The 25,495-nt window shown below is 39.4% G+C and carries 27 protein-coding genes; 9 read left to right on the top strand and 18 right to left on the bottom strand.

Annotated elements, in window-relative coordinates; translation table 11 throughout:
- Positions 1-193: 193 nt before the first annotated feature.
- Complete coding sequence (locus AC1M9N_RS11310; RefSeq protein WP_035268244.1) at positions 194-796, bottom strand: TetR/AcrR family transcriptional regulator; 603 nt, start codon at positions 794-796, stop codon at positions 194-196.
- Positions 797-880: 84 nt separating this feature from the next.
- Here AC1M9N_RS11310 and AC1M9N_RS11305 point away from each other — a divergent pair, with 84 nt between their 5' ends.
- Positions 881-2,089 (top strand): oxygenase MpaB family protein, encoded by a 1,209-nt coding sequence (locus AC1M9N_RS11305; RefSeq protein ID WP_481590710.1) that lies wholly within the window; start codon positions 881-883, stop codon positions 2,087-2,089.
- A 41-nt stretch (positions 2,090-2,130) separates the two neighbouring features.
- Here AC1M9N_RS11305 and AC1M9N_RS11300 read toward each other — a convergent pair whose 3' ends face one another.
- From AC1M9N_RS11300 to def, 4 genes are all read right to left on the bottom strand, one after another.
- On the bottom strand, positions 2,131-3,060 hold the full coding sequence (locus AC1M9N_RS11300) for a metal-dependent hydrolase (protein ID WP_481954790.1): 930 nt from the start codon (positions 3,058-3,060) through the stop codon (positions 2,131-2,133).
- A gap of 168 nt (positions 3,061-3,228) precedes the next feature.
- A complete protein-coding gene (locus tag AC1M9N_RS11295; RefSeq protein WP_481954789.1) occupies positions 3,229-5,274 on the bottom strand; it encodes a TonB-dependent copper receptor in 2,046 nt (681 codons plus the stop codon).
- Positions 5,275-5,344: 70 nt separating this feature from the next.
- A complete protein-coding gene (locus AC1M9N_RS11290; RefSeq protein ID WP_481954788.1) occupies positions 5,345-5,800 on the bottom strand; it encodes a DUF2946 domain-containing protein in 456 nt (151 codons plus the stop codon).
- Positions 5,801-5,886: 86 nt separating this feature from the next.
- Complete coding sequence (gene def, locus AC1M9N_RS11285; RefSeq protein ID WP_035268228.1) at positions 5,887-6,417, bottom strand: peptide deformylase; 531 nt, start codon at positions 6,415-6,417, stop codon at positions 5,887-5,889.
- Between the two features lie 122 nt (positions 6,418-6,539).
- Between def and AC1M9N_RS11280 the strand changes: the two genes are divergently transcribed.
- The 3 genes from AC1M9N_RS11280 to tsaC are packed head-to-tail and all read left to right on the top strand — an operon-like array spanning position 6,540 to position 9,520.
- Entirely contained in the window at positions 6,540-7,691 is a 1,152-nt protein-coding gene (locus AC1M9N_RS11280; RefSeq protein WP_481954787.1) for a LysM peptidoglycan-binding domain-containing protein, read from the top strand.
- Positions 7,692-7,705: 14 nt separating this feature from the next.
- On the top strand, positions 7,706-8,902 hold the full coding sequence (gene dprA / locus AC1M9N_RS11275) for a DNA-processing protein DprA (protein WP_481954786.1): 1,197 nt from the start codon (positions 7,706-7,708) through the stop codon (positions 8,900-8,902).
- A 48-nt stretch (positions 8,903-8,950) separates the two neighbouring features.
- Positions 8,951-9,520, top strand: a complete 570-nt coding sequence (gene tsaC / locus AC1M9N_RS11270) for an L-threonylcarbamoyladenylate synthase type 1 TsaC (RefSeq protein ID WP_035268223.1) — start codon at positions 8,951-8,953, stop codon at positions 9,518-9,520.
- Between the two features lie 385 nt (positions 9,521-9,905).
- Here the strand turns inward: tsaC and AC1M9N_RS11265 are convergent, their stop codons facing one another.
- The gene (locus AC1M9N_RS11265) at positions 9,906-10,814 is read right to left on the bottom strand and encodes a DMT family transporter (RefSeq protein WP_481954785.1); all 909 of its coding nucleotides are present in this window, start codon (positions 10,812-10,814) and stop codon (positions 9,906-9,908) included.
- A 340-nt stretch (positions 10,815-11,154) separates the two neighbouring features.
- Between AC1M9N_RS11265 and AC1M9N_RS11260 the strand changes: the two genes are divergently transcribed.
- The 4 genes from AC1M9N_RS11260 to AC1M9N_RS11245 all read left to right on the top strand — a co-directional run bounded on the left by AC1M9N_RS11260 (position 11,155) and on the right by AC1M9N_RS11245 (position 14,216).
- A complete protein-coding gene (locus AC1M9N_RS11260; protein WP_092767874.1) occupies positions 11,155-11,676 on the top strand; it encodes a hypothetical protein in 522 nt (173 codons plus the stop codon).
- 115 nt (positions 11,677-11,791) lie between these two features.
- Positions 11,792-12,334 (top strand): glutathione peroxidase, encoded by a 543-nt coding sequence (locus AC1M9N_RS11255; protein WP_481954784.1) that lies wholly within the window; start codon positions 11,792-11,794, stop codon positions 12,332-12,334.
- Between the two features lie 194 nt (positions 12,335-12,528).
- Positions 12,529-13,113, top strand: coding sequence for a hypothetical protein (locus AC1M9N_RS11250; RefSeq protein WP_481954783.1), 585 nt, complete (start codon positions 12,529-12,531; stop codon positions 13,111-13,113).
- Positions 13,114-13,202: 89 nt separating this feature from the next.
- Entirely contained in the window at positions 13,203-14,216 is a 1,014-nt protein-coding gene (locus AC1M9N_RS11245) for a pirin family protein (protein ID WP_481954782.1), read from the top strand.
- Between the two features lie 6 nt (positions 14,217-14,222).
- Here AC1M9N_RS11245 and AC1M9N_RS11240 read toward each other — a convergent pair whose 3' ends face one another.
- Positions 14,223-14,672 carry a hypothetical protein gene (locus AC1M9N_RS11240; RefSeq protein WP_035268213.1) on the bottom strand — a complete coding sequence of 150 codons (450 nt, stop codon included), beginning with the start codon at positions 14,670-14,672 and terminating at the stop codon, positions 14,223-14,225.
- A 93-nt stretch (positions 14,673-14,765) separates the two neighbouring features.
- Here AC1M9N_RS11240 and AC1M9N_RS11235 point away from each other — a divergent pair, with 93 nt between their 5' ends.
- On the top strand, positions 14,766-15,212 hold the full coding sequence (locus AC1M9N_RS11235) for an AAA family ATPase (RefSeq protein ID WP_035268211.1): 447 nt from the start codon (positions 14,766-14,768) through the stop codon (positions 15,210-15,212).
- 35 nt (positions 15,213-15,247) lie between these two features.
- Here the strand turns inward: AC1M9N_RS11235 and AC1M9N_RS11230 are convergent, their stop codons facing one another.
- The 11 genes from AC1M9N_RS11230 to AC1M9N_RS11180 form a co-directional block, all read right to left on the bottom strand.
- Positions 15,248-16,615 (bottom strand): NAD-dependent succinate-semialdehyde dehydrogenase, encoded by a 1,368-nt coding sequence (locus AC1M9N_RS11230; protein WP_481954781.1) that lies wholly within the window; start codon positions 16,613-16,615, stop codon positions 15,248-15,250.
- A 646-nt stretch (positions 16,616-17,261) separates the two neighbouring features.
- Positions 17,262-17,681 carry a F0F1 ATP synthase subunit epsilon gene (locus AC1M9N_RS11225; protein WP_035268205.1) on the bottom strand — a complete coding sequence of 140 codons (420 nt, stop codon included), beginning with the start codon at positions 17,679-17,681 and terminating at the stop codon, positions 17,262-17,264.
- 26 nt (positions 17,682-17,707) lie between these two features.
- Entirely contained in the window at positions 17,708-19,102 is a 1,395-nt protein-coding gene (gene atpD, locus AC1M9N_RS11220) for a F0F1 ATP synthase subunit beta (RefSeq protein ID WP_035268203.1), read from the bottom strand.
- 26 nt (positions 19,103-19,128) lie between these two features.
- Positions 19,129-19,998 (bottom strand): F0F1 ATP synthase subunit gamma, encoded by an 870-nt coding sequence (gene atpG / locus AC1M9N_RS11215; protein ID WP_035268202.1) that lies wholly within the window; start codon positions 19,996-19,998, stop codon positions 19,129-19,131.
- Positions 19,999-20,087: 89 nt separating this feature from the next.
- Positions 20,088-21,632, bottom strand: a complete 1,545-nt coding sequence (gene atpA / locus AC1M9N_RS11210) for a F0F1 ATP synthase subunit alpha (protein WP_035268197.1) — start codon at positions 21,630-21,632, stop codon at positions 20,088-20,090.
- A 47-nt stretch (positions 21,633-21,679) separates the two neighbouring features.
- Positions 21,680-22,216 (bottom strand): F0F1 ATP synthase subunit delta, encoded by a 537-nt coding sequence (locus AC1M9N_RS11205; protein ID WP_035268194.1) that lies wholly within the window; start codon positions 22,214-22,216, stop codon positions 21,680-21,682.
- Positions 22,217-22,227: 11 nt separating this feature from the next.
- Positions 22,228-22,698, bottom strand: coding sequence for a F0F1 ATP synthase subunit B (locus AC1M9N_RS11200; RefSeq protein ID WP_035268191.1), 471 nt, complete (start codon positions 22,696-22,698; stop codon positions 22,228-22,230).
- Positions 22,699-22,736: 38 nt separating this feature from the next.
- Entirely contained in the window at positions 22,737-22,991 is a 255-nt protein-coding gene (atpE, locus tag AC1M9N_RS11195; protein WP_035268188.1) for a F0F1 ATP synthase subunit C, read from the bottom strand.
- Between the two features lie 80 nt (positions 22,992-23,071).
- Positions 23,072-23,947: a F0F1 ATP synthase subunit A gene (gene atpB, locus AC1M9N_RS11190; protein WP_035268181.1), complete on the bottom strand. Its 876-nt coding sequence runs from the start codon at positions 23,945-23,947 to the stop codon at positions 23,072-23,074.
- Between the two features lie 111 nt (positions 23,948-24,058).
- Positions 24,059-24,451, bottom strand: a complete 393-nt coding sequence (locus AC1M9N_RS11185) for an ATP synthase subunit I (protein ID WP_035268179.1) — start codon at positions 24,449-24,451, stop codon at positions 24,059-24,061.
- A gap of 169 nt (positions 24,452-24,620) precedes the next feature.
- Entirely contained in the window at positions 24,621-25,463 is an 843-nt protein-coding gene (locus tag AC1M9N_RS11180; protein ID WP_481954780.1) for a metal ABC transporter solute-binding protein, Zn/Mn family, read from the bottom strand.
- Between the last annotated feature and the right edge of the window lie 32 nt (positions 25,464-25,495).

Raw genomic sequence — 25,495 nt, 5'->3', positions numbered from 1 at the left:
CCCAACCTATTCAGCTAAATCCTTGTTTTTCAACAAGTTTTAATCAACATCACCGCCGATGGATGTGCATTATAGGCTATTTATTTTCTTACGCAACTACTTTTTCAATCTTTTCTATTTGTTTGTATAGTTAATAAACCAACGACACATTAACTATATGTTTTTTATATACAATTTTTATTTGTATAAACCTTTAACTCTTGTCACTGTCTAAATAAGACAAAATCATTGCACTTAATTCCCGCTTAAGCTGTTGTTCTGAAATAAGAAAATCATTGTTGCTTACAAACCTCATCATTGTGAACAAGGTACTATTAATAATCACAAAAGATTTATGCTTGAGTGTTTCAAAGTCCCAATGACGATAAAAACGATTAAATACATATAAACCAACTTCAAAAAAATGCTTTTCTAAAACCTTTGCTGCTTCTGAATTATTATAGCCATGCCAATGCTTGAGGACTTCAAAGAAGAAACCATTATCTTCTCTCATTACATCAAATCCGAATTGAAGACTAACATCGACTAAGGTTTTTAAATCCATTTCTTCTTGATTCATCGCCAGCGCTTTAAGTGACAAACCTAAGTTTTCACTCTTACGGCGTAACAATTCTAAAATTATCTGATCTTTATTTTCGAAATATTGATAGATAGAGCCTACGCTCACCCCTGATTTTTCAGATATTTTTGGCGTAGTGACTTGATCTAGGCCCATTTCAGAAATGCATATCAGAGTCGCTTCCAAAATACTATCGACTACCAGCTTTGCTCTTTGTTGTTGTGGTCTTTTTCTCATAGCTGCCATTCTAATAATGCGAATTGAATGCGAATAAATATTCATATTAATCTTTGATCAAACAATAACCAGATTAATTACACCATGTCAAATTTTAGCATTCCAAAACGTATGGCTTCATATGAGCGAATGAAGCGTAGCGATCTATTGTCCAAGCTTCTACACAAAATGACCGATCAAAACTTCATTCCAACTTATGCTGAATATTTAGAGTTAAATGAAAGTTTACATACGGGTGATGTGCCGATGGATCGCTTAATGGATTGGGTGATGACCAATCCACGCGAAAATCGAAAGCTTTTTGAAACAGCCTTATATCAAGGCTTAGATGCTCTTCCCAAACCAGTCCCTGAAATCAAAGCATTCTTTGATCTCGTGGAACAACAGCCTGTTTGGTTCGATCAAGAAAAAATTGATCGTGCAATTCAATTCACACATCGTTTAGGCTCGAATGTCACTTTTATTATGCGTGATCTCGCGCTAATGACTGGATATCAATACCCTGGCTTTAATCAACCTTTAATTTTAACAGGTGCTCTAAGCAAATATGCAGGCAAGCGCTTAGCAGAAACGCATAAATGGTGGCTAGATGTTACTAAGCCGAACGGATTTCAACGCTTTAATGATGGCTTTACTTCAACAATTTTTGTGCGTTTCATCCATTCTTTAGTTCGCTACCATCTAAAAAAATCTAAAGATTGGGACTGGGATATTTGGGGAATGCCGATTAACCAATATGATCAGGCAATGACAAATATTGCTTTCAGCGGTGTAATGCTTTTAGGTATTCGAGCAATCGGTATTTTTCCAACTAAAAGTGAAGTCGATGCGATTATGCATTTTTGGAAATATACAGGCTGGTTGATGGGTGTTGACGAACACTGGCTGATTGATAAAGAGTCTGAAGGCTGGAAATTATTGCAATGGATGAATTATGCTCATCCTCAAGTGGATGAAAGTAGTCGTCAGCTTGCAGTAAGCCTATCCAAAGAACCATTTGAACGCGAATATAAACATTTTAAACGTTTCATGCAGAAGAAAGCCTACCAGAATCACTTAGATGTTACCCAAATCTTTATGGGCCGTAAAAAAATGAAAAATTTAGGGCTTAAGCCTCGAATACTGCCGTGGTATCCACTGTATCTACTGACTAAAAATACTGTGATTTATGCTGGTGCAAAAAAAATACCAAAGCTTGATCTTTATTTACAGCGTAAAGGGCGATCACAACAAGAACAAGCTCTCGATTTATATCAAAATGCAGGAAAACAGCTGGCAAGTATGCATCAATAAATAAAAAACCGAGCTAAGGCTCGGTTTTTTCATGTATATTTTTAAGACATTCTTAATGTTGCCTCTTGCTCAGCTCGAAGTGCTGATGGAGAACGTGCTAGATAATCCAAAGCTTGTTGAGTATTACCTTCTTGCACTGGATGAAACTTTGGACTAAACCAACGGATAGTAGCTAAAGTTAAATGACTGAAGGTAGGAATATGATCAGTCTTACGGCTAATTTTTTCCATTTGCATAATGAGTCTTAAAGTACCCATATGTCTAAACTTACCTGCATCTTTATCTTGTTTCAAAATTGTTTTGCCGCCTTCAATCCAAACCGCTGCCATAATAGGGAAGATGAACGACATCAAAGCATTTTTCGAAATTTGAAAATTAAACTCTGATTCAAACATATGTTTAAACAAATCATACGCAACCGTACGATGTTCAACTTCTTCAGCAAGATGCCAACGGAATAGATCAGCCATGATTGGATCGGCTTTATCCAATGAAGTATTGTCCAAGCTCCACTGCCCTGCCACACCAGTATAGTGCTCAATGGCTGCAATCACACCCAGTCGGAAGATTAACCAACGTTTTTCACCAACCACTTTTTTCATCATTTTGATACCTACTGGATTTTCTCCCAAAAGTATTTCAAAAAGATAATGCATGCGTTGAATGAACGGCTTTACATCTAATCCATGTTGATCAAAATAAACTTGTGCATGTTGATGAGTACGACCATGAATCGCTTCTTGCTGAATAAAACCTTTCACGTCAGCTTTTAATTGTTCGTCTTTGACGAACGGTAAAGCTTTATTAAATACACGGCAAAACCAAAACTCACCCGCAGGTAAAATCATATGTGCTGTATTCAACATATGGGTGGAAACAGGGTCATTTTCAATCCAATGCTTTGGAATATGATTGAAATCAAATTTTACTTTACGACCATGTAGTTGATGAACTTGACTCATTGTTGTCATTTTATTATCCATTACATCTTTTTTATTATTTTTAAAATAATGATAACCTCATCACAATATCATTTAAGGACATTCATATTTTATGTCTGACAATTTTAAAGAAAACACCCATTCAGACGGCGATCTAAATGGGTGTTAGGCTTAATACGTCAAATAAACTGAATATGACTAGAACTTCATACTCACACGCGCCCAATAATTACGTCCTATATTATTAAATTGCTCATTCTGTGCAAAACCAAATCCAGCACTACCTGCTTTATTTAAGTGTTCCGTATAAACTTTATCCAGAACATTATCAATTCCAATACTCAAATCGACACCTTGATGAATTTGATAAGTGCCATTTAAAGACAGCGTTGAGAAACCTGAACTCGTTTTAAAGTCCTTACCTACAATATTACCTTGATTAATACTGACACGATCCTGCCCATCTACCACACGCCACAATAAACCTAAGTTAAAACGCTCTTGCACATATCTTAAATTTACACGTGCTTCCAACGGAGATATTTGAGGTAAAGGTTGATGATCAGTTGTGTTTTTTCCCCAAGCATACATCGCACTAAGATCTGCCTGAACAGCATCGGTAAATTGATAACCTATTCCAGCTTCTGCCCCTGCGATTGTCGCATCGACATTTCTAGAATCAGCAGCATTTTTACCATGACCAGTCATTTTTGCTGGGTCATAATTCAATAATATGAAATCATTAATCAAACCGGCATAAGCTGATGCCCATGAACTGAATGCCCCGTGATTATGTTGGTATCCAACATCCAACTGTAAGGTTTTTTCTGTTTCTAAATCCTTGAAGGTAGCAACAGCATTGTCTTGATAATCTGTCTTAAACAACTCCCAATAATCTGGTACGCGCTCTACATAGCCTAGACCAATATAGGTTTTAGCATCATGCTCTGGATGCTGATTTTCAAGCCGTATAAAACCACTTGGTAATGTTTCCTGTCGTTCTTGAACCATTTTTAAGTTTTTAATCTTAACTTGATCAACCCGAACACCTGTGACCAACTTATTATGATCATTCAATGGATATGATAATTCAGTGAACCCACCATAAGATTGAAACTTCATATCCTCTGTTAGTGGAGTATTCATCATTGGCATGCTTGAATGATACATTCCACCAGCATGTTGATTATTCTGAGTATCAACACCCGTAATGAATATTGCTTTATCCCACTCCATCGTTGTGGCTAAACGTGCATTTAAAGTACGACGTGTCACATTCATAGCCCGATCTGCGCCATCGACATCACGCAAACTAAAATTATCCATCACATGATCATTAAAGTTGTAATTGACTTGCGCCTCAACTTTTTTGACTACCTCTGAGAGATTCTTTTTCTCAAATCTTAATCCCAAGCTCTCGCGGGCAAATTTAGAACCATCCATATCTCGCCCAGCATATACAGCCTCACCATCAGCCTTACCGCCAGTTAACTCGATCCATGTATCTGCATTAGGTGTCCAGCCCAATGCTAAATCTGCATTCCATCGTTTCCAATCTGATGGTACGGTCGCCCCATTACCATCTTGATAACTATTTGAGACTGATCGGTTGCTATTGATTCGAATATATTTTTGTTCATCTCCTACCGCTGCCTCAATATTTTGGTCTAAACGCCCAAAAGAGCCCATTAATACACTTGCCTGACCTCGATAATTTTTTTCATCATTCAATTGTTCTGGGCGTCGCTCGAAAATCACTGTTGCTGCTGAACCTGTGTTGGCGTACTGGACAGTTTGGGGACCTTTAATCACCGAGATTCGATCATAGCTCTCAGGTGAGATATACGAAGTCGGTGAATCCATACGACTCGGGCATGCGCCTAAATTTTCAGTTCCATCTGTTAGAATTTTGATTCGTGATCCAAACATTCCACGAAAGGTCACATCACCGTTCGTACCTGCACCACTATTTACGCTGCTAAACCCTACAATACTTTGTAAGTAATCTGCGCCATCCGACGCAGGAATAGGCTGAATGGGTTGCTTCGGGTTTACCCGTACAATCAAGCCATTAGCATCATTACCTTGTAGAGCTGTAGCAGAAATTGGCGCTAAGTTCGTCATGTGTGTATCAGGTGTTGGATTTGAAGCTGTAGATTGGACTTCAGCAAATGAAGTTTGCGCAATAAAGGCAATGGAAATCGCAGCCGCTAGTGGCTGTAAATAGAATTTTGGCTGAGCCATGATATATTCACTCAAAATTTAAATATGACAATGCTAGAGTCATTCAAGACCCTAAAAATAAAGACAATATTTAAGAAAAGAGTGGCGGTGCCCGACCTTGAGGTAAAAGGAATAAACGCTGTAAGTCGAAATAAATATGTTTGAACGCTTTTTGGAAGACGATCAAACGTATATTTAAACGTACAAAAATTTCTTTAACATTCAGCTCAGGTGGCAAAATCAAATTACCAAATACAGTACAGTATTGGCATTGATGGTTTGGGTCATGATGATCGTGCCCACTATGCGAGGATTCAACATAGCGCTTAAACTCATGATGTTCATGTAACGCATGTGAAGTGGAAACATGATGAGCGTGATGAACGAGCGTGGTAAGACCAGAATGACTAGGTTGTTCGAATAAGGCACGGGTGATCGTTTCGCAGACCGGCGCAATTTGGTATTGCGCTGGAAGCAAAGGCTGAAGAAAAACAGCGATCTGTAATAATACTGCTGCGAAACTCAGCAGCAACCCATTGCGGAACAAATTGTCATTCCAAATAAAATTTGAGCAATTATAACAAAGCCCAATCGAAATTGGGCTTTATCAACATATTTAAAATTCTTAGAGAATTAACGCTTTACAGCAACTTTTTCTTTTTGACGCTGACGAACGACTTTTTCTACCTTTTCACGCGCTCTTTGGCGTTTTAAAGGAGATAAATAATCAACAAATAATTTTCCGTTCAGATGATCCATTTCGTGCTGGATACATACTGCCAAAAGACCATCAGCTTCTAATTCAAAAGCTTGCCCTTCTAAGTTAATTGCGTCAATTTTGACGCGTGACGGACGCTCAACTTTATCGTATATTTGTGGAACTGATAGACAACCCTCTTCATAAGGTTGGGTATCTTCAGTTAATGGGGTGACTTTAGGATTAATAAAAACCATCGGCTGATTTTTATCTTCAGACAAGTCCATGACGATAAGCTGAATATGATGATCAACTTGGGTTGCAGCTAGACCAATACCTGGTGCTTCATACATGGTTTCAAACATGTCTGCAGCAAGTTGACGAATTTCATCCGTCACTTCCTCTACAGGTTTGGCAATAGTACGCAAACGGGGATCAGGAAAACTTAAAATTGGTAATAAGGCCATGCTGCTCCTCACCGGCTATGCCATTGATCTTAAAAATTAAATGAAGTTAATGCTTCATCAAATAATACGTGTAATATGCGTATTATAGCGCAAATAGATACATAATTTTAGGAATTATGATAATGAAAAAGGTTTTCAATGGCATGGCTTTTTCACATGCTCTGGGGTTAAAGAAACATTGCCTTTCACTTGCAATTTGCATAAGTGCGGGCTTGTTTACCGCGCAAATAACACAAGCCAGTCCAAATGTAAGCCCACCATCGATTAAGGCTGGTGCTCCTCACGTTTATGTGGTCAAAAAAGGCGACACTTTGTGGGATATTTCAGGTAAATTTTTGCGCTCACCTTGGCGTTGGAAAGAAATTTGGGCATCCAATAAACATGTCAAAAATCCACACTGGATCTACCCGGGTGATCGCTTACTACTCTGTACATTAGATGGGCGTCCACTGATTGGTAAAGATGAAGGTGACGGTTGTGAAGGCGTTATTCGTCGTCATCTTGGTGCTATCAATCTAAAACCTCAAGTACGTGTAGAAAGCTTAGGGAATACCATTCCAATTATTCCCTTGGATGATATTCAACCTTGGCTAGAAAGAAGTATCATCGTTGCGCCTGATGCTTTGCAGAGCACACCTTATATTCTCGGTTCGGCAGATCGTCGTATCGTTGCTGGGGAAGGCCAAACAGTTTATGCACGTGGTCACGGGATTAATCCTGGACAAAGCTACGGTGTTTATCGTGAAGCTGAACCGTATGTTTTCTTAGATGAAAAAGGGAAAAAGTACACAGGTGCACTTGAACTGATTGAGGTAGCTACTGCAGTCGCTGTTGCCAACGAAAATGAAATTTCAACTTTAGAGCTTAAACAAAGTTTTAATGCCGAAGTTCGTCGCGGTGATTACGTTTTACCTAAATTTCAAAATGAATTACCAAGCCTCTTCTATCCAACGGCAACAACGGATATTCAGCCAGGCGGTCAAGTGATTCGTGTTATGGGCTCTATTGGTACAGCAGCTCAACATAGTGTTGTCACAATTAACCGAGGAAACGTTCACGGTGCAAAAAATGGTCACGTGTTAAGTATTTTCCAACAAGGCGAAGTGGTTAAAGATCCGAAGACCAAAGAAAATATTCAACTGCCTAATCAGCGTGTGGGCAATTTAATGATTTTTAAAACTTTCGATCAATTAAGTTACGCTTACGTGCTAGACAGCGCACTCCCAATTAAAGTGGGTGCTGTATTAGAACCATCACCAATGGTTGAAAATTAAAATTAGGTGCAGATATGTTGAGCGAGATTAACGACCATCAGTTGGCTTATATTAAACTCTGGTATCTCGTTCAACATTCACTCAGTGCTTATCAAAAACTTGTTCAGCATTTTGGTTCAGCTCAAGATGCTGTACAGCAAAATCATCTACATCAATGGCATCAGCTCAACTTACATAAAAACCATATCGAGCGTGCATCTCAATTTTTCTCTGATCAACAGCAACAAGAATTTGAGCGAATTCTGTATCAAATTCATCAACATTCTGATTTTATGCTCACTGAGCAAGATCCAGACTATCCTCAGCAATTGATGCCCTATCATGACCGCCCCCCAATTTTATTTGGGAAAGGTAAAGCACAGCACTTGTCTGAAGCACAAATTGCCATTGTTGGAAGCCGTAAACCAAGTCCACATGGCAAACAAGTCGCATATGATTTTGCGTATTATCTGAGTGATCAAGGTTTTTATATCACGAGTGGATTAGCACAAGGGATTGATGAAGCAGCCCATCAAGGTGCTTTGCAACATGGCAGAACAATCGCCGTTATCGGTACAGGATTAGATTTAATTTACCCATCACAAAATCGCCCATTACATGATCAAATCTTGAAGCAGAACGGGACCATCATTTCTGAGTTTTTACCCGGTACAAAACCGCTTCAGCATAATTTTCCACGCAGAAATAGAATCGTAAGTGGCTTAAGTTTAGGGATATTGGTGGCCGAAGCTCAATTGGGCAGTGGTTCATTAATTACGGCCCAAGCTGCTGCAAATCAAGGTAAAACGACCTTTGCAATTCCAGGTCATATTTATAGTGAATTTCATCAAGGTTGCCATCAGTTGATTCGTGAAGGTGCCATCTTAGTTGATCATCCTGAGCAGATTATTGAAGATTTAGCCCTGCCGACTCAATGGCAGCATCATCAAGCATCACTGTCACGAAAAAACAATCCTAATGAATTCCAAAATGACGAAATAGCTCATTCAGTAGACCGTCCAAAGTTAAGTAAGCATGAGGATGATGAGCATTCGATTCCTATACATTTGTTAGCTGTATTTCAACAATTAGATTGGGTTGGTCGCGATCTCGATCAAATTGCAGCAACCCTTGATTTAGACACCGCGACACTCACCAGCCACTTGATGGAGTTAGAACTTTTAGGACGCTGTATTCAACAATCTGGGTTATACCTACGTTGCCGTAATTAAAATTAAGGTTCACAATAGTCTTTTCAATCAAGAGAATGGTGAACGCTTATGTTAACAACCTCAGTTGCTGAGGCTGCTCAATGTCTAAAACAAGGTCAAGTTTTGGCTTATCCTACAGAAGCAGTATGGGGCTTAGGTTGCGACCCTTTTAATGAAAATGCTTTTAAAGAAATTTTAAGATTAAAACAACGTCCTATCGAAAAAGGGGTGATCTTATTGGCTGGTCAAGTCAGTCAGGTTGAACATTTATTATCAAAGCTTCCTCAAGACCGCCGTGATGCGGTGATTGAAAGTTGGTCACAAACATCTTATCAAGATCGCGCCACCACATGGCTTCTCCCAGCTGATGAGCAAATACCACTTTGGATTCGAGGCAAACATCCTAAGGTTGCTATCCGAGTCACCAACCATCCTCTTTGCATCGCACTGTGTAACGCATTTGATGGGTTCATTGTTTCAACCAGTGCAAATCCTGCTGGTTTAGACCCCGCTCGCTCATTGCAAGAAGTCAATCAGTACTTTGGTGCTGAATTAAATTATTTAAATGGAGATTTAGGCCTGAGCCAAGAACCTAGCCGAATATTAGATGCAGAAACAGGTGATGTCATTCGCGCTTAAAAAGCATGATATGCTGAGACTTAAAACTTATTATTTAAGACAAAAAAAAGCTCAGTCATAAAGGTATTGACTGAGCATATAAAAGGATGTGCTAATCACATCCAGAGGGTTCAGAAATTCATCTGTACAGAAAAAGAGTGTATTATCGCTTTCTCTGCAGTACGCATATTATGCTACAAAAAAAAATATTACACAATTACTAAGACTTAGAGTTTCAAATCATCATTTTTCTTATAAAGATTAATTACTAGTTCAATTGATATAATTAAGTACCTATTTTTAATTATTAATTTTACTTTTTAAAAAGCCTAATGATAGTTAATTTAGATCAATAATCTTTTATAGATTTTAAGTATAATAAAAAAATAAATCAATTGTCTGTTTTTTAAACACTCTTAGCCTTTATGAATGAAGTTTTTTTCTGTGCTAAAGCAATACCTATCAAAATCACGATTCCGCCTAAACTGTGATAAATCGTCCATGCTTCTTTTAACCAAACATAAGCAATGATGGCGGTAAAGATTGGCATTAAGTTCATAAAGATGCTGGTTCGATTTGGGCCTAAATGTTGAACAGCCAACATCCATACTAAGGGCGCAATAATCGAAGGGAAAATTCCCGCATATAACACACTTAAGCCGTTATTCAGATCAATTGCATCGAGCCCCAATACCGCAACGAATGGTAAGTGGTACAACACTGCAAAACCAATCTGAATATAAAGACTAATCATTAAAGGGAGCTCGAGTTGCCACTTTTTGAGAAATACACCATAAAAAGCATAGAAGAATACCGCGACGATCATAATCATGTCGCCCCAATGCCCACCCAGATGCATCAGTGTATCTAGACGCCCCTGGCCGATGACATAAATCAGCCCGATAAATGATAAAATACTACCCACCACTGCAAATCGAGTTGGAAACTCTTTTAAAATCATCAGTGAAACAAAAATGGTGAAAATTGGGATAAAGGCATTAATTATGCCCATATTGGTTGCAGTTGTGTAATGTGCTGCGGTGTAAGCCAACCCCTGATAAAGCACCATACCAAATGCACTCAGCACTGCTAATTTCACTATATTTTGTCTTACCAGATTCCGCTGTTTGATGACTTTAGGCAGGATAAAGGGTGTTAAAATCAAAAAGGCAATAATCCAACGATAAAAACTAATACTGACAGGTGAAATATACTCTGCAACATATCGTGTAATGGCTATATTCAACGACCAAATCAATACAGCAATGACTGGCAATGTTAAAGCCCAGAGCAAATGCTTTTTTTCAAATGTCATATTTTCATCCTAATTTTTATTTAATCGTTAAGATCAAGTTTTCATCAATTTTTAGACTTTTTCATTCCATGAAACACACTCCCCTTCATTGTTAATGACTGCAGAACAGCCATCTAAGTCTAAGATTTTTACTTAAAAAATTAAGTAGAGTGCTGTTCTATTTTAAAACACTTTTCACTTTTTTACAGGGATTCCTCTACAAAACAACACTAGAAGCTGTGTGTGAGCTATGAGATCGTAAATGCTTGAATTTTCCCATCAACGGGTTAACTGAATATTTTTTAATGTGCTTCATCGTGAATGTGAGTGCATTGAACCGAGCATATAAAAAGGATAAATTATGAAAAAACTTCTCATTGCATCACTATGCACTACAGCTGTTTTTCTAACCGCTTGTGATAAAAAGTCTAACGATCAATCCTCACCTACTGCCGCTGAAACAGTTCAAAGCAATACATTAAGTACCAATGTAAATGCAGATATTCAACATGACTTAGATTTACTGGATCAAATTTCAAATACAAAAGCTCAAGAGGCTTTGGCATTTCAAAATGAAGTGACGCAAGCTGCGCAAAACAATAACAAAGCTGAATTAGACGCAGTGGTTGAGAAGATGGATAACTATGTGGATCAATTTAATGATGATCTCGACAAACTTGCGCTCAAAAGTACTGAAGGTGCATCTCTTCGAGATAAAATGAAAGAATCGAATGAGCTTGGATTGGACCTCGCAGAAGCAGGTGTTAAAGAAAAGCCTGATATGAATGAAATCACTGAACTACAAAAGAAAGCTGTTGAGTTACAACAAAGCTTGTTACAGGACATGCAGAATCTTAAAAACCAAGTCGGGACAAAATCTTAACTCATAAAGCAGGCCGTCAGGCCTGTTTTTTTCACTGTAGACACCTTGGTGAGATCTATATGCCATGGTATTTTCAATCTACATATTTTAAGTACTTTATGATTAGGACATTGAAATGGCTTCAGTTTATAACATTCCAGTAAATACAATTCAGGGGCAGCCTGTTGATTTATCACAATACGAAGGCAAAGTATTATTGATCGTGAATGTAGCGTCTAAATGTGGCCTTACACCTCAGTACGAAGGTCTGCAAAAACTCTATAGTGAAAAAAAACAACAAGGATTCGAAATTCTTGGTTTTCCTTCCAATGACTTTCTTGAACAAGAACCAGGAAGCAATGAAGAGATTGAACAATTTTGTTCAGTAAATTATCAAGTGGACTTCCCTCTTTTTGCGAAAGTTCCAGTGGTTGGGGAGAATAAACATCCGCTATATAAAACTTTAACAAACGCCATTCCAGAGCGTATTGGTGAGGGGCCTTGGTGGAAAGATCTGGTTGATTATGGTTTAACGCCTAATAATCCCCCTGAAGTATTATGGAATTTTGAGAAATTCTTAGTTTCAAAAACAGGGGAAGTCGTTGCTCGTTTTGCACCAGACATCACTGCAGATGATGCGCGTATTGTTGATGCAATTAATGCTGAACTGGCGAAATAATCTCATCAAGATCAAGTGACGATCTTGTCACTTGATTATTTCTTATTCAATTCAATAAATATCTTCATTAATCTGTCAAAATCATAAGTTACTCTTTCACATCAAAATTTTTGTTATTGCTTTGCAAATATTCAGATTTAACTCATATTTGTATCGTATCTTGGAATGAAGTGATTAACGATTTGGTTTTATTAATGAAAGTATTTCAAAGCATTGTTACCCCTTTTGCATTATTTGGCTTCGGTGTCGTGATGTTAGGTTGTCAGCCGCAACCACAACCCGATCAAGAAAAGGAATCAACAGCAGCTAATGCTGAAGAATCTTCTCCTGTCCAAGTCACTGATCCAGCTGACTTAAAGTCAGGCAATATGTTTTATATTGTACGTGATGTGGCAGATGTACAACTGAAAGCAGGTCGATACATTGAGCAAATTCAACAGCTACAATCTGATTTAGAACAAGCTGTAAATAATAAAGATCCACAAAAGTTAGATCAGTCAGTGCAAAGTTTGAAATCTCAATTACTAGGATTTAATGAGGCATTGACAGGACTTGACCTAAAAAGCCAAGAAATTTCCCAGATTCGTTCTAATATTTTAACGGCAAATGAAAATGTATTAGCTTCACCATTACTAAACGGCCAAGTGAATTTAAACAACATCGATTTTGCAGCTTTAGAAAAGCAAATGGGTAATATCCAAGGTGAAATGGTGAAATTAGCCAATATGCTTTTGACTCAGTCCGGATCACCTACAGAAAATAATCAAGCCGAGGATTGATATACATTATTCTCACAAAATAGAGATGGTGGAGTGAGTGATTTGTCTTTAATTTGGATCTTAAATAATTCAAATATCATGGAGTCGGCATGTCTACCTCACCCATCTATAATATAACTCCTATTACTTTTCGTTTAGATTTAAAAGATCCTTTCATCTTTACTGCTCATCATATTGATCACTACCCTGCCGGGAATGCTGAAATGGGACCAGTTCATCCTGCAATCAATCAAGAATTCAATATGTATTATGGTAATGTCGTCCCTGGCTTTCCCGAACATCCGCACACGGGTTTTGAAACCATTACTTTGGTGGAACAAGGTTATGTCGACCATTTTGATTCCTTGGGGAATGGTGGACGATATGCTGCGGGCGATGTGCAATGGCTAAGTACGGGAAATGGTGTTGAACATTGTGAAATGTTCCCGTTAATTCATCAGGATCGAGAGAATCCTTTTGAATTATTTCAAATTTGGTTTAACTCATCTCCAGAACAAAAAAAACAACCTGCTGATTACAAAATGTTTTGGCGTGAACAAATTCCACATGTGAAAGCAACTGATCACCAGTCTCGCAGCATTGATGTACGAGTTATTTCAGGACAATATCAAAATCAAAATGCATTAAGTCGCCCACCACATTCTTGGGCAGCTGCAGCAGAAAATAAAGTGAATATATACTTAATTACTTTAGAAGCTGGCGCACATCTTGAAATTCCAGCTACCACCGCGACCTCCACTCGATTTGCTTACTTCTATCAGGGTTCAACTTTAAATATTGCTGATTCAACCATTCAATTCAAACATCTTGTAGAGCTTAAAGCTGACACCGAAATTCAACTTGAAGCAGGTGATCAAGAAGCGAGAATCTTATGGTTAGAAGGTGAACCTATTGGTGCACCAGTTGCAATGCGAGGGCCTTTTGTATTGAACAGCAAAGAAGAACTTGATGTTGCATTCAAACGATATCGTGAGACCCATTTTGGTGACTGGCCTTGGCCAAGCGATGCTCCAACGTTTTCACGTGAAACACCTCGTTTTGCCAGCTATGAAGGTGGTAAACGCAAGGAATATCCTGAACAAATGAGTTCAGATGGGGCTTAACAAGGTTTAAATATTACAGTATTCATCTTTGCCCAATGCTCGTTTAATATCCTGTTCAAAACGCGCATTGGGAAAAGGATAACGTTGAGGCAAATACAAGGTAAATCTTGTCAATGTAGGTGATAACTTTTCTACAGTTGCCTTATGAACATACTCACCACGTTCTGTTCGAGCAAATAGGGTTGCCATTTCAATATGCTCTTCAAGCTTATTTTCAGTAAAGACTAGGTCATCATCACGTGTGAAACCGATACATCGACGATATGCTTGTCTCAGATTTTGAAATACGCTGAGATAATCCAACTCGATTTCAGCACTTAAACCATTTTTATACGAGTTGGCAACCAAGGCCGCTTCAGTAGGTTCATTGGGCTGACTTAAATAATAATTTTGACATGCGGTGAGCTGACTGAAGGTGAATATGCTTAGCGCGATAATTAGACTTTGACCATACATTATTTTATTTGGATTTATTAGACTTATACCTGAATTGTAGCAAAGTCTAAGCCGTGATTTAATTCAGCTTTATACTTTTAATGTAATTGAACCATGCAACTGATCATCTTCACTGGAGTTCAAGCTTCGGGCAAATCAAGCTACTATCTTTTACATTTGGCACATTCACATTTAAGAATTAACTTAGACATGCTAAAAACTCGCCATCGGGAAAACATGATCTTTGAAACCTGTCTAGCCTCTAAAACCAAAACGGTGATCGACAATACCAACCCAACTAAAGCAGATCGCGCTCGTTATATTCGACGTGCCAAAGCAGCAGGTTTTGAAGTGATTTCATATTACTTTGAAACAGATTTGAAAAGTACGCTAGAACGCAATGGTCAACGAAGCGGTAAAGCCAATATTCCTGAAGTCGGTGTTCGAGCAACATATAAGAAGTTAGAAGTACCTGATTTTGAGGAAGGGTTTGATGAAATACATCATATTAAGATAAAAGGTGCAGGTGAATATCACCATTTAATCTTAGACTCCAAATAATAAAGCGACCCGAAGATCGCTTTATTTCAAAGACTCTATTGTTTCACCACCACTAATTTTTTTTGTACAAATTCATGAAAACCTAAATCTGCCAGTTCATGACCATAACCAGAATTCTTTACGCCACCAAATGGTAATTCTGGAGCAGTATCCGTTAACCAATTGATCCACACCATTCCTGTTTCAATTCTCGAAGCTAATTTTTTTGCACGCTCTATGTCTTGAGAGTGAATGACACCCCCAAGACCATAATTAGAATCATTGGCGATTTCAACGATTTCATCCTCATTTTCCGCAACATAAATCTGAGCAACTGGCCCAAAGAATTCTTCGTACCAAGCCTCATTATCTCGACTAATATTTTCTAAAATTGTCGGCTCATAGAAATAACCATCATGATCAATTGCTTTTCCACCAATAACCAATGATGCACCCTGCTGAACTGCTTTATCCACTTGTTTAATCAAGTTTTTAAGCGCACTTTCCGATGAGAGTGGTCCCAGTGTGGTACTACGGTCTAATGGGTCGCCAATTTTCAGCGCTTTAAATGCTTCAATTAAACCCGTTCTAAACTGATCAGCGATGTCTTTATGCAAAATAAATCGTTTTGCTGCAGTACACACCTGCCCTGTATTATTTACACGTGCTTTACAACCAATCTCAATCGCTTTGTTTAAGTCCGCATCATCCAGCACGATAAAGACATCATTCCCACCCAATTCAAGCGTAGACTTTTTAATGTGTTTGCCTGCTTGCGCAGCGACCGCACCACCCGCTCCTTCTGAACCAGTTAATGCAACACCACGCACACGTTTGTCTGCAATAATATCTGAGACTTGATCGGTATTGATAAATAGATTAGTCCAAACACCTTTAGGCGCTCCTGCTTCTAATACAAGTTTTTCAAATGCTTCAGCACATTGCGGAACGATACCTGCATGTTTGGCCAATACTGGATTTCCAATACCACAGTTTGGTGCAAATACACGGACCAATTGATAAAATGGGAAATTCCATGGTTCGACAGCCATGATAATACCTAATGGATGATGCTCCACCCAAGCTTCACCTAACTCAGTTTTATAGGGGACTGATTTCAGAAATTGTTCAGTATTTTTTGCATAGTACTCAGCAATTTGAGCACAGGATTCGATTTCACCTTCACTTTGCTCAATGAGCTTACCCATATCTAAAGTAATGAGTTTGGCTAATTCACTCTTTTTCTCTCTAAATAATGCTGCCAAACGTTGTAAAACTTTTACGCGATCATCTACATTTTTTACCCAATCTGATTTAAGAATAGATTCGGCTGAATCCAAAGCACGATCAATATCTTGTTGTTGGTGTGATGGATATTCTTTGTATACAGTATTGGTAAATGGGTTAATGGATTGATAACTCATAATTCTTCCCTTCATGCCAATAAATTTATTAATGCTTTGGATCAAAACAATCCTTCATTATCAAACATGAAAATAATTTATTACCCTCATGCTTACTTATCCAAGCTATCATTAAAATCTTTGAAAAAGGATGAATATTACACAATCTCTCAGTCTGTTACTTAACTATTGAATTTCAGATAACATTCATAAAAAAACCACCCTTACAGGTGGTTTTTCAATCTTGAACTGTCTTTTATTGAGCGAGGTTTTTGATTTGATTTACCATTATGAAATTAATTTTTTTTCTCAGAAAACGAATTAGTGATTTTAAATCATGTGTTTTTCTAAAAAAGTTCGGATTTTCAATTAACTGATACATGAAATAAAATGCTAGAAAAAACTTAGAAATATCTGAAATGAAATGTAAATTTCCTTGTGTCAAATTAGATATTGCTAAACACATAAAAAAAACTAACTGTAACATTAGTACAATTATTGAAATTATTTTTATGACAGGATTATCCACAATAGAATCATTGATTGTTTTCATTGTAAAACCCTTAACTTATTATCAGTAAATTATGTTTAGCACAAGTTTTTCAAACTTACAATAACCCATAAAAAAACCACCCTTTCGGGTGGTTTTTCAATCTCGAACCCTCTCTTATTGAGCGCGGTTTTTGATTTTGCGGATGGTTTCCAACTGTGCAGCTGTTTCTGCAAGCGCAGCCAAAGCAGCAGCAGCGTCCAAATCGCTCTTTTGATTTGCTAACAAAGTTTCAGCATTTTTACGTGCTTCAACGATTGCAGCTTCATCTAAATTTTCTGCACGGACTGCAGTATCTGCAAGAACCGTAACAACGTGCGGTTGAACTTCAAGAACACCACCAGATACATAGATTAATTCTTCTGTACCATTCTCCAACTGAACGCGAATCGCGCCCGGTTGAAGTAAAGTTACTAGTGGAGCATGGCCAGGCATAATACCTAACTCACCACCAGCACCTTTAGCAATTAGCATAGTTACAGTGCCTGAGTACAAAGACTCTTTAACACTTACAACGTCACATTGCATAGTCGCCATGAGAACCTCCTAAATTAGGTAGCTAATTAAAGTTTCTCGGCTTTAGCAATAACTTCGTCAATACCACCAACCATATAGAACGCTTGTTCTGGGATGTGATCGTATTCACCAGCTAGAAGACCTTTAAAGCCACGAATAGTTTCTTTAAGCGGTACAAGTTTACCAGGAGCACCAGTAAACACTTCTGCTACGTGGAACGGTTGAGAGAAGAAACGTTGGATCTTACGTGCACGGTATACAGTAAGCTTGTCTTCTTCTGACAATTCGTCCATACCAAGAATTGCGATAATGTCTTTCAATTCTTTATAACGTTGAAGAACGTTTTGAACTGAACGAGCGATTTCGTAATGCTCAGTACCAACAACTAATGGATCTAATTGACGTGAAGTAGAGTCAAGTGGATCGATCGCAGGGTAAATACCTTGTGAAGCGATGTCACGGCTCAATACAACTGTCGCATCTAAGTGAGCGAACGTAGTCGCTGGAGATGGATCCGTTAAGTCATCGGCAGGTACGTATACAGCTTGGATAGATGTAATCGAACCAGACTTAGTAGAAGTAATACGTTCTTGAAGAACACCCATCTCTTCTGCAAGTGTCGGTTGGTAACCTACTGCAGATGGCATACGGCCTAGAAGTGCTGATACTTCAGTACCTGCTAGTGTATAACGGTAGATGTTGTCTACGAACAATAATACGTCACGGCCTTTACCGTTTTCGTCTTTTTGATCACGGAAGTACTCAGCCATAGTAAGACCAGTTAACGCTACGCGTAAACGGTTACCTGGTGGCTCGTTCATCTGACCGTAAACCATTGCTACTTTGTCAAGAACGTTAGAGTCTTTCATCTCGTGATAGAAGTCGTTACCTTCACGAGTACGCTCACCAACACCAGCGAATACAGATAAACCTGAGTGCGCTTTAGCGATGTTGTTGATCAACTCCATCATGTTTACAGTTTTACCAACACCGGCACCACCGAACAGACCAACTTTACCACCTTTAGCGAACGGGCAAAGTAAGTCAATGACTTTAATACCAGTTTCTAAAAGGTCAGTAGAAGCAGCTTGTTCTGCATAAGAAGGCGCTTGACGGTGAATCGGTAAACGCTCTTCAGTTGCAACAGGACCAGCTTCATCGATCGGGCGACCAAGAACGTCCATGATACGACCAAGCGTCGCTGGACCAACTGGTACAGAGATCGGAGCGTTAGTGTTAGTTACGTTCAAACCACGCTTAAGACCTTCTGTAGATCCCATCGCAATTGTACGTACAACGCCGTCACCAAGTTGTTGCTGAACTTCTAATGTAGTTTCAGTGCCATCAACCTGAAGAGCGTCATAGATCTTAGGAACACTGTTGCGTTCAAACTCGACGTCGATAACCGCGCCGATGATCTGAATGATACGACCGCTACTCATTGCTGTCTCCTCAATTCAAAATAATGTTAAACGGCAGCGGCACCACCAACGATCTCAGAAATTTCCTGAGTAATCGCGGCTTGACGCAGCTTGTTATAAATAAGTTGTAGGTTCTTGATCAATTCACCCGCGTTATCCGTTGCAGCTTTCATTGCAACCATACGAGCAGATTGCTCACACGCGATGTTTTCGATCACACCTTGGTATACCACAGACTCGATATAACGAACCAATAAACCATTTAAAAGCTCTTCAGCTTCTGGTTCATAAATATAATCCCAACCGTATTGGCGGTTAAGAGTCTTGTCATCTTCAGCAGCTGCTAAAGGAACAAGTTGTTCGATTTTTTGATTTTGAGTCATGGCATTCACAAAGCCGTTAGACACCAAATAAATGCGATCTAATTCGCCTTTATCGTATGCATCCAACATGACTTGTACAGAACCAGACAACTGTTCAAGACTTGGAGTGTCACCCACTTGAGTGGTTGCACCAAGTACTTTACCGCCGTAGTTTTTAAAAAACGAAACCGCTTTTTGACCAATCAAAGCAAATTGAACTTCAATTGACTGCTCTTGTTGCTGTTGAACGTGTTTTACCACTTTCTTGAACAAGTTAATGTTCAAACCACCAGCAAGACCGCGATCTGATGACACGATGATATAGCCAACGCGCTTAACTGGGCGTTCAACCATATAACGATGTTTATATTCAGGGTTCGCTTGTACTAAATGAGCAATTACACGGTGCATATTTTCGGCATACGGACGGCCCTGAGCCATGCGCTCTTGCGCACGACGCATCTTAGAAGCTGCTACCATCTGCATCGCGCGAGTAATTTTCTGCGTGCTTTTGATACTAGCTACTTTGGCGCGAATTTCTTTTAAATTTGCCATACGCTTAACCTAGTATTCGAAGGCCCTTTCGAGCCCTCGAAGGTTGATTCCGTGAACCAAACCGACACTAAATTTCAACAGTTTGAAAATTAGTAAGTTTGAGTCGCTTTAAAGCTTTCAATACCAGCTTTGAATGCTGCTTCGATGTCTTTGTTCCAATCACCAGTTTCATCGATCTGTTGCATTAACGCAGCATGTTCAGAACGGAAGTAAGAAATTAATGCAGCATCAAAGTCTACAATTTTCTTCACTTCTACGTCAGCCATGTAGCCTTCGTTAGATGCATATACAGAAACAGCTTGGTCAGCAATTGAATATGGAGCATACTGTTTTTGCTTCATTAATTCAGTTACACGTTGACCATGCTCAAGTTGCTTACGAGTTGCTTCATCAAGGTCAGAAGCGAACTGAGCAAACGCAGCCAATTCACGATATTGTGCTAAAGCAGTACGGATACCACCAGACAATTTTTTGATGATCTTAGTTTGAGCAGAACCACCAACACGAGATACAGAGATACCCGCGTTCACAGCAGGACGAATACCTGCGTTGAATAATGATGTTTCTAAGAAGATCTGACCATCAGTAATCGAAATTACGTTCGTTGGTACGAATGCAGATACGTCACCCGCTTGAGTTTCAATAATCGGTAATGCAGTTAATGAACCAGTTTGGCCTTTAACTTCACCGTTAGTGAATTTCTCAACATAGTCAGCAGATACACGAGAAGCACGTTCAAGTAGACGACTATGAAGATAGAATACGTCACCTGGGTAAGCTTCACGACCTGGTGGACGGCGTAAAAGCAATGAAATTTGACGATACGCAACTGCTTGTTTAGATAAGTCATCATAAATGATTAACGCATCTTCACCGCGGTCACGGAAGTATTCGCCCATTGTACAGCCAGAGTACGGAGCAAGGAAAAGCATTGCTGCTGGATCCGCTGCCGCTGCTGCTACAACAGTCGTATACGCCATAGCGCCAGTTTCTTCTAACTTACGTACAACGTTTGCGATAGTTGATTGTTTTTGACCAACTGCAACGTAGATACATTTAATGCCAGAATTCTTCTGTGCGATGATCGCATCGATCGCCATTGCTGTTTTACCAGTTTGACGGTCACCGATGATTAATTCACGTTGGCCACGACCAACTGGAATCATTGTATCAACTGATTTATAACCAGTTTGTACAGGCTCATCTACCGATTGACGCCAAATTACGCCTGGTGCAACTTTTTCAACTGCATCAGATAATTTTGCATCAATTGGGCCTTTACCATCAATTGGGTTACCCAAAGCATCTACTACACGGCCTAAAAGTTCTGGACCAACCGGAACTTCTAATACACGACCTGTACAACGAGCTTTTTGACCTTCTTGAAGGCTTAAGTAGTTACCTAAAACAACGACGCCCACTGAATCCTGTTCTAGGTTCAGTGCCATACCGTATAAGCCGCCGTCGAATTCGATCATTTCACCGTACATTGCATCAGCAAGGCCGTGAATACGCACAATACCGTCGGAAACCATAACAATGGTTCCTTCGTTCTTAGCGGTCGCGCTGGTGTCCAGATCGCCGATACGCTGTTTAATGAGCGCACTGATCTCGGATGGATTCAGTTGTTGCATTGCGCTATACCTCAATCTTTATTAAGTTCAGTCTTCTTTTTACGCAATTATGCAAGAAGACGAGTCCGCATTTTTTCAAGCTTATTAAGCGCAGAATCATCTATCACTTGGTCGCCTGCACGAATAACAACACCCGCGATTAACGCTGGGTTAACTTCTACTGAAACATTTACAGCTGCGTTGAAACGTTTCTCTAACGCAGATGCAAGTAATTGCTCTTGTTCAGCAGAAAGTGGTAATGCAGATTCAATCACAACATCTACCACATTGTTATTTTGTGATTTAAGAAGTTCGTACTCTGCTTCAATCTCAGGTAACAAAGTTAAACGATCATTTTCAGCCAAAAGTGTCAAAAAGTTAGACACTTCAGCAGTTTGATCTGCACCTAAAACCTTAGCAAATAAACTTACTTGCTCCACAGGAGTAAGCTCAGGGCGACTCAAGTAAGCGGAAAATGCTTCATCTTGCACCGCAGCACTAAGCACTTGTAACACATTTGACCAATTGTCAGTTGCACCTTGCTCAGAAGCGAAAGCAAATGCTGCTTTAGCGTACGGGCGTGCTAACGTCAAGAGTTCAGCCATAATCGCCTCGCTTAAAGTTTAGCAGCCAGCTGAGTAAGCATGGCATTGTGAGCTGCTTCATCAACTTGTTGGTTCAGAATTTTCTCTGCACCAGCAACAGCAAGAGCTGCAACTTGTTGACGTAATTCTTCACGAGCAGCATTGATCTCTGTATCAACAGCTTCTTTCGCTTGTTGACGAATACGCTCACCTTCAGCAGATGCTTGAGTACGAGCTTCTTCAACCAATTGAGCCGCACGACGGTTCGCTTGTTCGATCAATTGAGCCGCTTGTGCTTTCGCTGCATCTAATTCAGCTTTAACTTGAGCTTGCGCATCTGCAAGATCAGCTTTCGCCTTTTCAGCTGCATTTAAGCCATCAGCAATTTTACGCTGACGCTCACTAATCGCATTGATTAGTGGAGGCCAAACGAATTTCATACAGAATGCGACAAAGATCGCAAACGCAATCGCTTGACCAAACAGAGTATAGTTAATATTCATTGCTATTCCTCAAATAGTTGATTTCGGAATTTAGCTAATTAACCTACTAGGCCGATGAACGGATTTGCAAAGATAATGAACAAACCAATACCAACACCGATCATAGGCACAGCATCAAGAAGACCCGCGATTAAGAACATACGAGTTTGAAGTTGTGGAGCCAATTCTGGTTGACGAGCAACAGCTTCAAGGAAGCGACCACCTAAAAGACCAAAACCGATCGCAGTACCTAAAGCACCGAACGCGATTAAAAGAGCAGCTGCAACAGCAGATAAGCCAACTACTAAATCCATGAAAAAATCCTCAGAGGTTGAGTTTAAATCAAACAAAAAAACTTTAGCCCAACTACATAGTGTAGTCGAGCAAATATTAATTAATGCTTCTCGCTAGCCATACTCATATACACGATCGTTAACATCATGAAGATGAATGCTTGTAACGTGATAACAAGAATATGGAAGATTGCCCAAGGCACAGACAACGCCCATTGAATCCAGAACGGTAATAATGCGATCAAAATGAAGATCAATTCACCCGCATACATGTTACCGAACAAACGGAGAGCCAATGAAATTGGACGCGCGATAAAAGTTACTAATTCAAGAAGAATATTTACTGGAATTAATAATGCTTTTAAAAATGGGTTACTTGGATTGAATGGGTTAAGCGCAAATTCTGCACCGAAACCGACAAGACCTTTTTCACGGATACTATAGAAAATAGTTAACGCAAATACTGATAACGCCATACCAAGGGTTACGTTAGGGTCAGTAGAAGGAACGATTTTGAAGTAAACATGATGCGGGTCGATACCGAATAGCCCACCAATTATGTGTTGAGCTGTATAAGGAATCCAGTCAACAGGGATAAGGTCCATCAAGTTCATGAGGAAAATCCACACGAAGATGGTAAGAGCTAGAGGCGCGATTAAACGTGATTTACCATGAAAGGTATCACGAACACTTGAGTCAACAAACTCAACGATCATTTCAATTGCAGCCTGGAACTTGGTCGGAACACCAGAGTTTGCAGCTTTCGCTACTAACCAGAACAACAAACAGAAAATGACGCCAAGGCCGATTGACCAACCCATAGAATCCAAGTGAATAGCAGTGAACCCCATCTCTTTCGCTTCTTCAGCAGTCTCAGCTAACTTCCACGTACCATCTGGTGCTTTACCATAGGTCATGTTCGTTAAGTGATGCTGAATATACTCAGACGAGGTAAGGGTATGTTCTTCAGCAGCCATAAATCACACCTGGTTAATGTCAAATACAAATTAGAGTTAACGAATATCGCGTGCTGCTTGATATCTCGTTAAACATCTAAAAAACTTTTCAATTTTTCGTTGCAATTCAACTCATTTTGATAGACGCGACGCCCAAAAAGGTGCGACCCACGACATGGTCTGAACGAGTATGAAACCACAAAACAATGCGACCGCTGACAACGGTTTCACATTGATTAAAATCAAAATGAAGCCAACAATCACAATTCCAAACTTACCGAGCAACCCCCGATACATATTCGATAGAACCTGTTTCGAAGCTCTTGCACCTGCAGCTCTGAACGACTGCCATGAAAAATAACAACTGGCTAGCCAACATACGAATGCACCTAATGCTGCACTCAAAGCCGCAGTCGAGTCTTTCAAGACCCACGCTATCAAGGCTGAAACAGGTATCATACATGCTTGCAAGATGACTAAAGCTTTCGCTAATCGTCGGTCAATCAAGCGACTAGTTCGGCTCATTTATTATCCACTCACAGCAATAATGCTTGACAAGTTTAGCTGATGATTATTTTTAATCGCAGGCATTATAGAGTTACACCCCTGAACATGCAATCTTTTCCCGACCTAAGTCTGGTATTTTTAGATCGTTTATTGCTGAGCACTTATACAATTATCGGCTGTTTTTACATCACTTTTGTGCTTTTTCTACACATGCACGTACTTGTATCGCTAGAGTCTGCCATGCTGTTATAAAATTCTGGTGTTTAGCAAAACTCTCATCAACTGCGAGAAAATTCACATGACCTAGAGACTTATATTGATTCTTATTAGCTACAGTTTCAGCCAAAAGACACATCTTTTGCTGTGGGCGATTGTCTTTTAAATATTTGATTTGAGCAATTGTAGGTGCCATATGTGGGTCTTCTGTCATCGCACCAGCGAATTTTAGCAACAGCGCACGCTCCAAGTATTGGTATGCATCATGTAATGACCAATACGGCTGAACACCATGATTGAGTTTTACACTTTGTGAAGTTTTCAGCATCTCATGTGCAAAAAGTTTAGCATTACTCCAATACTTGTCTTTAAACTCAGGTTGTTCTTGTGAGCGTAATGCCGCTATAAAAAAGCCAATACGAACTGCATTATTTGGTTCTAACCATACATGAGTATCGACAGTTCCTTTTACTACGTCCCCTCGACTATTTCTAAGCGGCAATGTTTGCAATATTCCTGTATTCAATAAGGCAACTGCTTTAGAGTTTTTCGCCAAAATACTCTCTAATGGTGCTTCATGCGCTTTACCAAGCCAAATAACCAATCCTGCATCTTGAATTAATTTACGGTGTGCAGGGGTCAGATGAACATCATGCCCTGTTTGATTTTCTAGCAACAATTTTGGTTCTTCAATACCTTGAGTGATTTCTTTTGCAATCAAATACACTGGGTGTGTCGAAACCACCAAGGGTGCTTGTGCCCAAGCCAAGGTTGTGAATAATGCTGTAAAGCATAGTGCTAGCAGACGCAACATGAAATTAATTACCACTCGAATTTTGACGTTAT

Source organism: Acinetobacter sp. ANC_7655, from assembly GCF_056784015.1.
Note: the sequence above shows the minus strand (reverse complement) of the source record. Positions and strands in the feature narration are given on the sequence as shown.

Excerpts from the sequence above, each read along its gene's own strand:
- AC1M9N_RS11280 (WP_481954787.1), top strand. The coding sequence starts at position 6,540 with ATGAAAAAGGTTTTCAATGGCATGGCTTTTTCACATGCTCTGGGGTTA.
- AC1M9N_RS11185 (WP_035268179.1), bottom strand. The coding sequence starts at position 24,451 with ATGAGCCGAACTAGTCGCTTGATTGACCGACGATTAGCGAAAGCTTTA.
- AC1M9N_RS11250 (WP_481954783.1), top strand. The coding sequence starts at position 12,529 with ATGAAAGTATTTCAAAGCATTGTTACCCCTTTTGCATTATTTGGCTTC.
- AC1M9N_RS11225 (WP_035268205.1), bottom strand. The coding sequence starts at position 17,681 with ATGGCGACTATGCAATGTGACGTTGTAAGTGTTAAAGAGTCTTTGTAC.
- AC1M9N_RS11255 (WP_481954784.1), top strand. The coding sequence starts at position 11,792 with ATGGCTTCAGTTTATAACATTCCAGTAAATACAATTCAGGGGCAGCCT.
- AC1M9N_RS11260 (WP_092767874.1), top strand. The coding sequence starts at position 11,155 with ATGAAAAAACTTCTCATTGCATCACTATGCACTACAGCTGTTTTTCTA.
- AC1M9N_RS11305 (WP_481590710.1), top strand. The coding sequence starts at position 881 with ATGTCAAATTTTAGCATTCCAAAACGTATGGCTTCATATGAGCGAATG.
- AC1M9N_RS11230 (WP_481954781.1), bottom strand. The coding sequence starts at position 16,615 with ATGAGTTATCAATCCATTAACCCATTTACCAATACTGTATACAAAGAA.
- AC1M9N_RS11265 (WP_481954785.1), bottom strand. The coding sequence starts at position 10,814 with ATGACATTTGAAAAAAAGCATTTGCTCTGGGCTTTAACATTGCCAGTC.
- AC1M9N_RS11245 (WP_481954782.1), top strand. The coding sequence starts at position 13,203 with ATGTCTACCTCACCCATCTATAATATAACTCCTATTACTTTTCGTTTA.
- atpG (WP_035268202.1), bottom strand. The coding sequence starts at position 19,998 with ATGGCAAATTTAAAAGAAATTCGCGCCAAAGTAGCTAGTATCAAAAGC.
- dprA (WP_481954786.1), top strand. The coding sequence starts at position 7,706 with ATGTTGAGCGAGATTAACGACCATCAGTTGGCTTATATTAAACTCTGG.
- def (WP_035268228.1), bottom strand. The coding sequence starts at position 6,417 with ATGGCCTTATTACCAATTTTAAGTTTTCCTGATCCCCGTTTGCGTACT.
- AC1M9N_RS11310 (WP_035268244.1), bottom strand. The coding sequence starts at position 796 with ATGAGAAAAAGACCACAACAACAAAGAGCAAAGCTGGTAGTCGATAGT.
- atpB (WP_035268181.1), bottom strand. The coding sequence starts at position 23,947 with ATGGCTGCTGAAGAACATACCCTTACCTCGTCTGAGTATATTCAGCAT.
- AC1M9N_RS11240 (WP_035268213.1), bottom strand. The coding sequence starts at position 14,672 with ATGTATGGTCAAAGTCTAATTATCGCGCTAAGCATATTCACCTTCAGT.
- atpD (WP_035268203.1), bottom strand. The coding sequence starts at position 19,102 with ATGAGTAGCGGTCGTATCATTCAGATCATCGGCGCGGTTATCGACGTC.
- AC1M9N_RS11300 (WP_481954790.1), bottom strand. The coding sequence starts at position 3,060 with ATGACAACAATGAGTCAAGTTCATCAACTACATGGTCGTAAAGTAAAA.
- AC1M9N_RS11235 (WP_035268211.1), top strand. The coding sequence starts at position 14,766 with ATGCAACTGATCATCTTCACTGGAGTTCAAGCTTCGGGCAAATCAAGC.
- AC1M9N_RS11205 (WP_035268194.1), bottom strand. The coding sequence starts at position 22,216 with ATGGCTGAACTCTTGACGTTAGCACGCCCGTACGCTAAAGCAGCATTT.
- atpA (WP_035268197.1), bottom strand. The coding sequence starts at position 21,632 with ATGCAACAACTGAATCCATCCGAGATCAGTGCGCTCATTAAACAGCGT.
- tsaC (WP_035268223.1), top strand. The coding sequence starts at position 8,951 with ATGTTAACAACCTCAGTTGCTGAGGCTGCTCAATGTCTAAAACAAGGT.
- atpE (WP_035268188.1), bottom strand. The coding sequence starts at position 22,991 with ATGGATTTAGTAGTTGGCTTATCTGCTGTTGCAGCTGCTCTTTTAATC.
- AC1M9N_RS11200 (WP_035268191.1), bottom strand. The coding sequence starts at position 22,698 with ATGAATATTAACTATACTCTGTTTGGTCAAGCGATTGCGTTTGCGATC.
- AC1M9N_RS11295 (WP_481954789.1), bottom strand. The coding sequence starts at position 5,274 with ATGGCTCAGCCAAAATTCTATTTACAGCCACTAGCGGCTGCGATTTCC.
- AC1M9N_RS11180 (WP_481954780.1), bottom strand. The coding sequence starts at position 25,463 with ATGTTGCGTCTGCTAGCACTATGCTTTACAGCATTATTCACAACCTTG.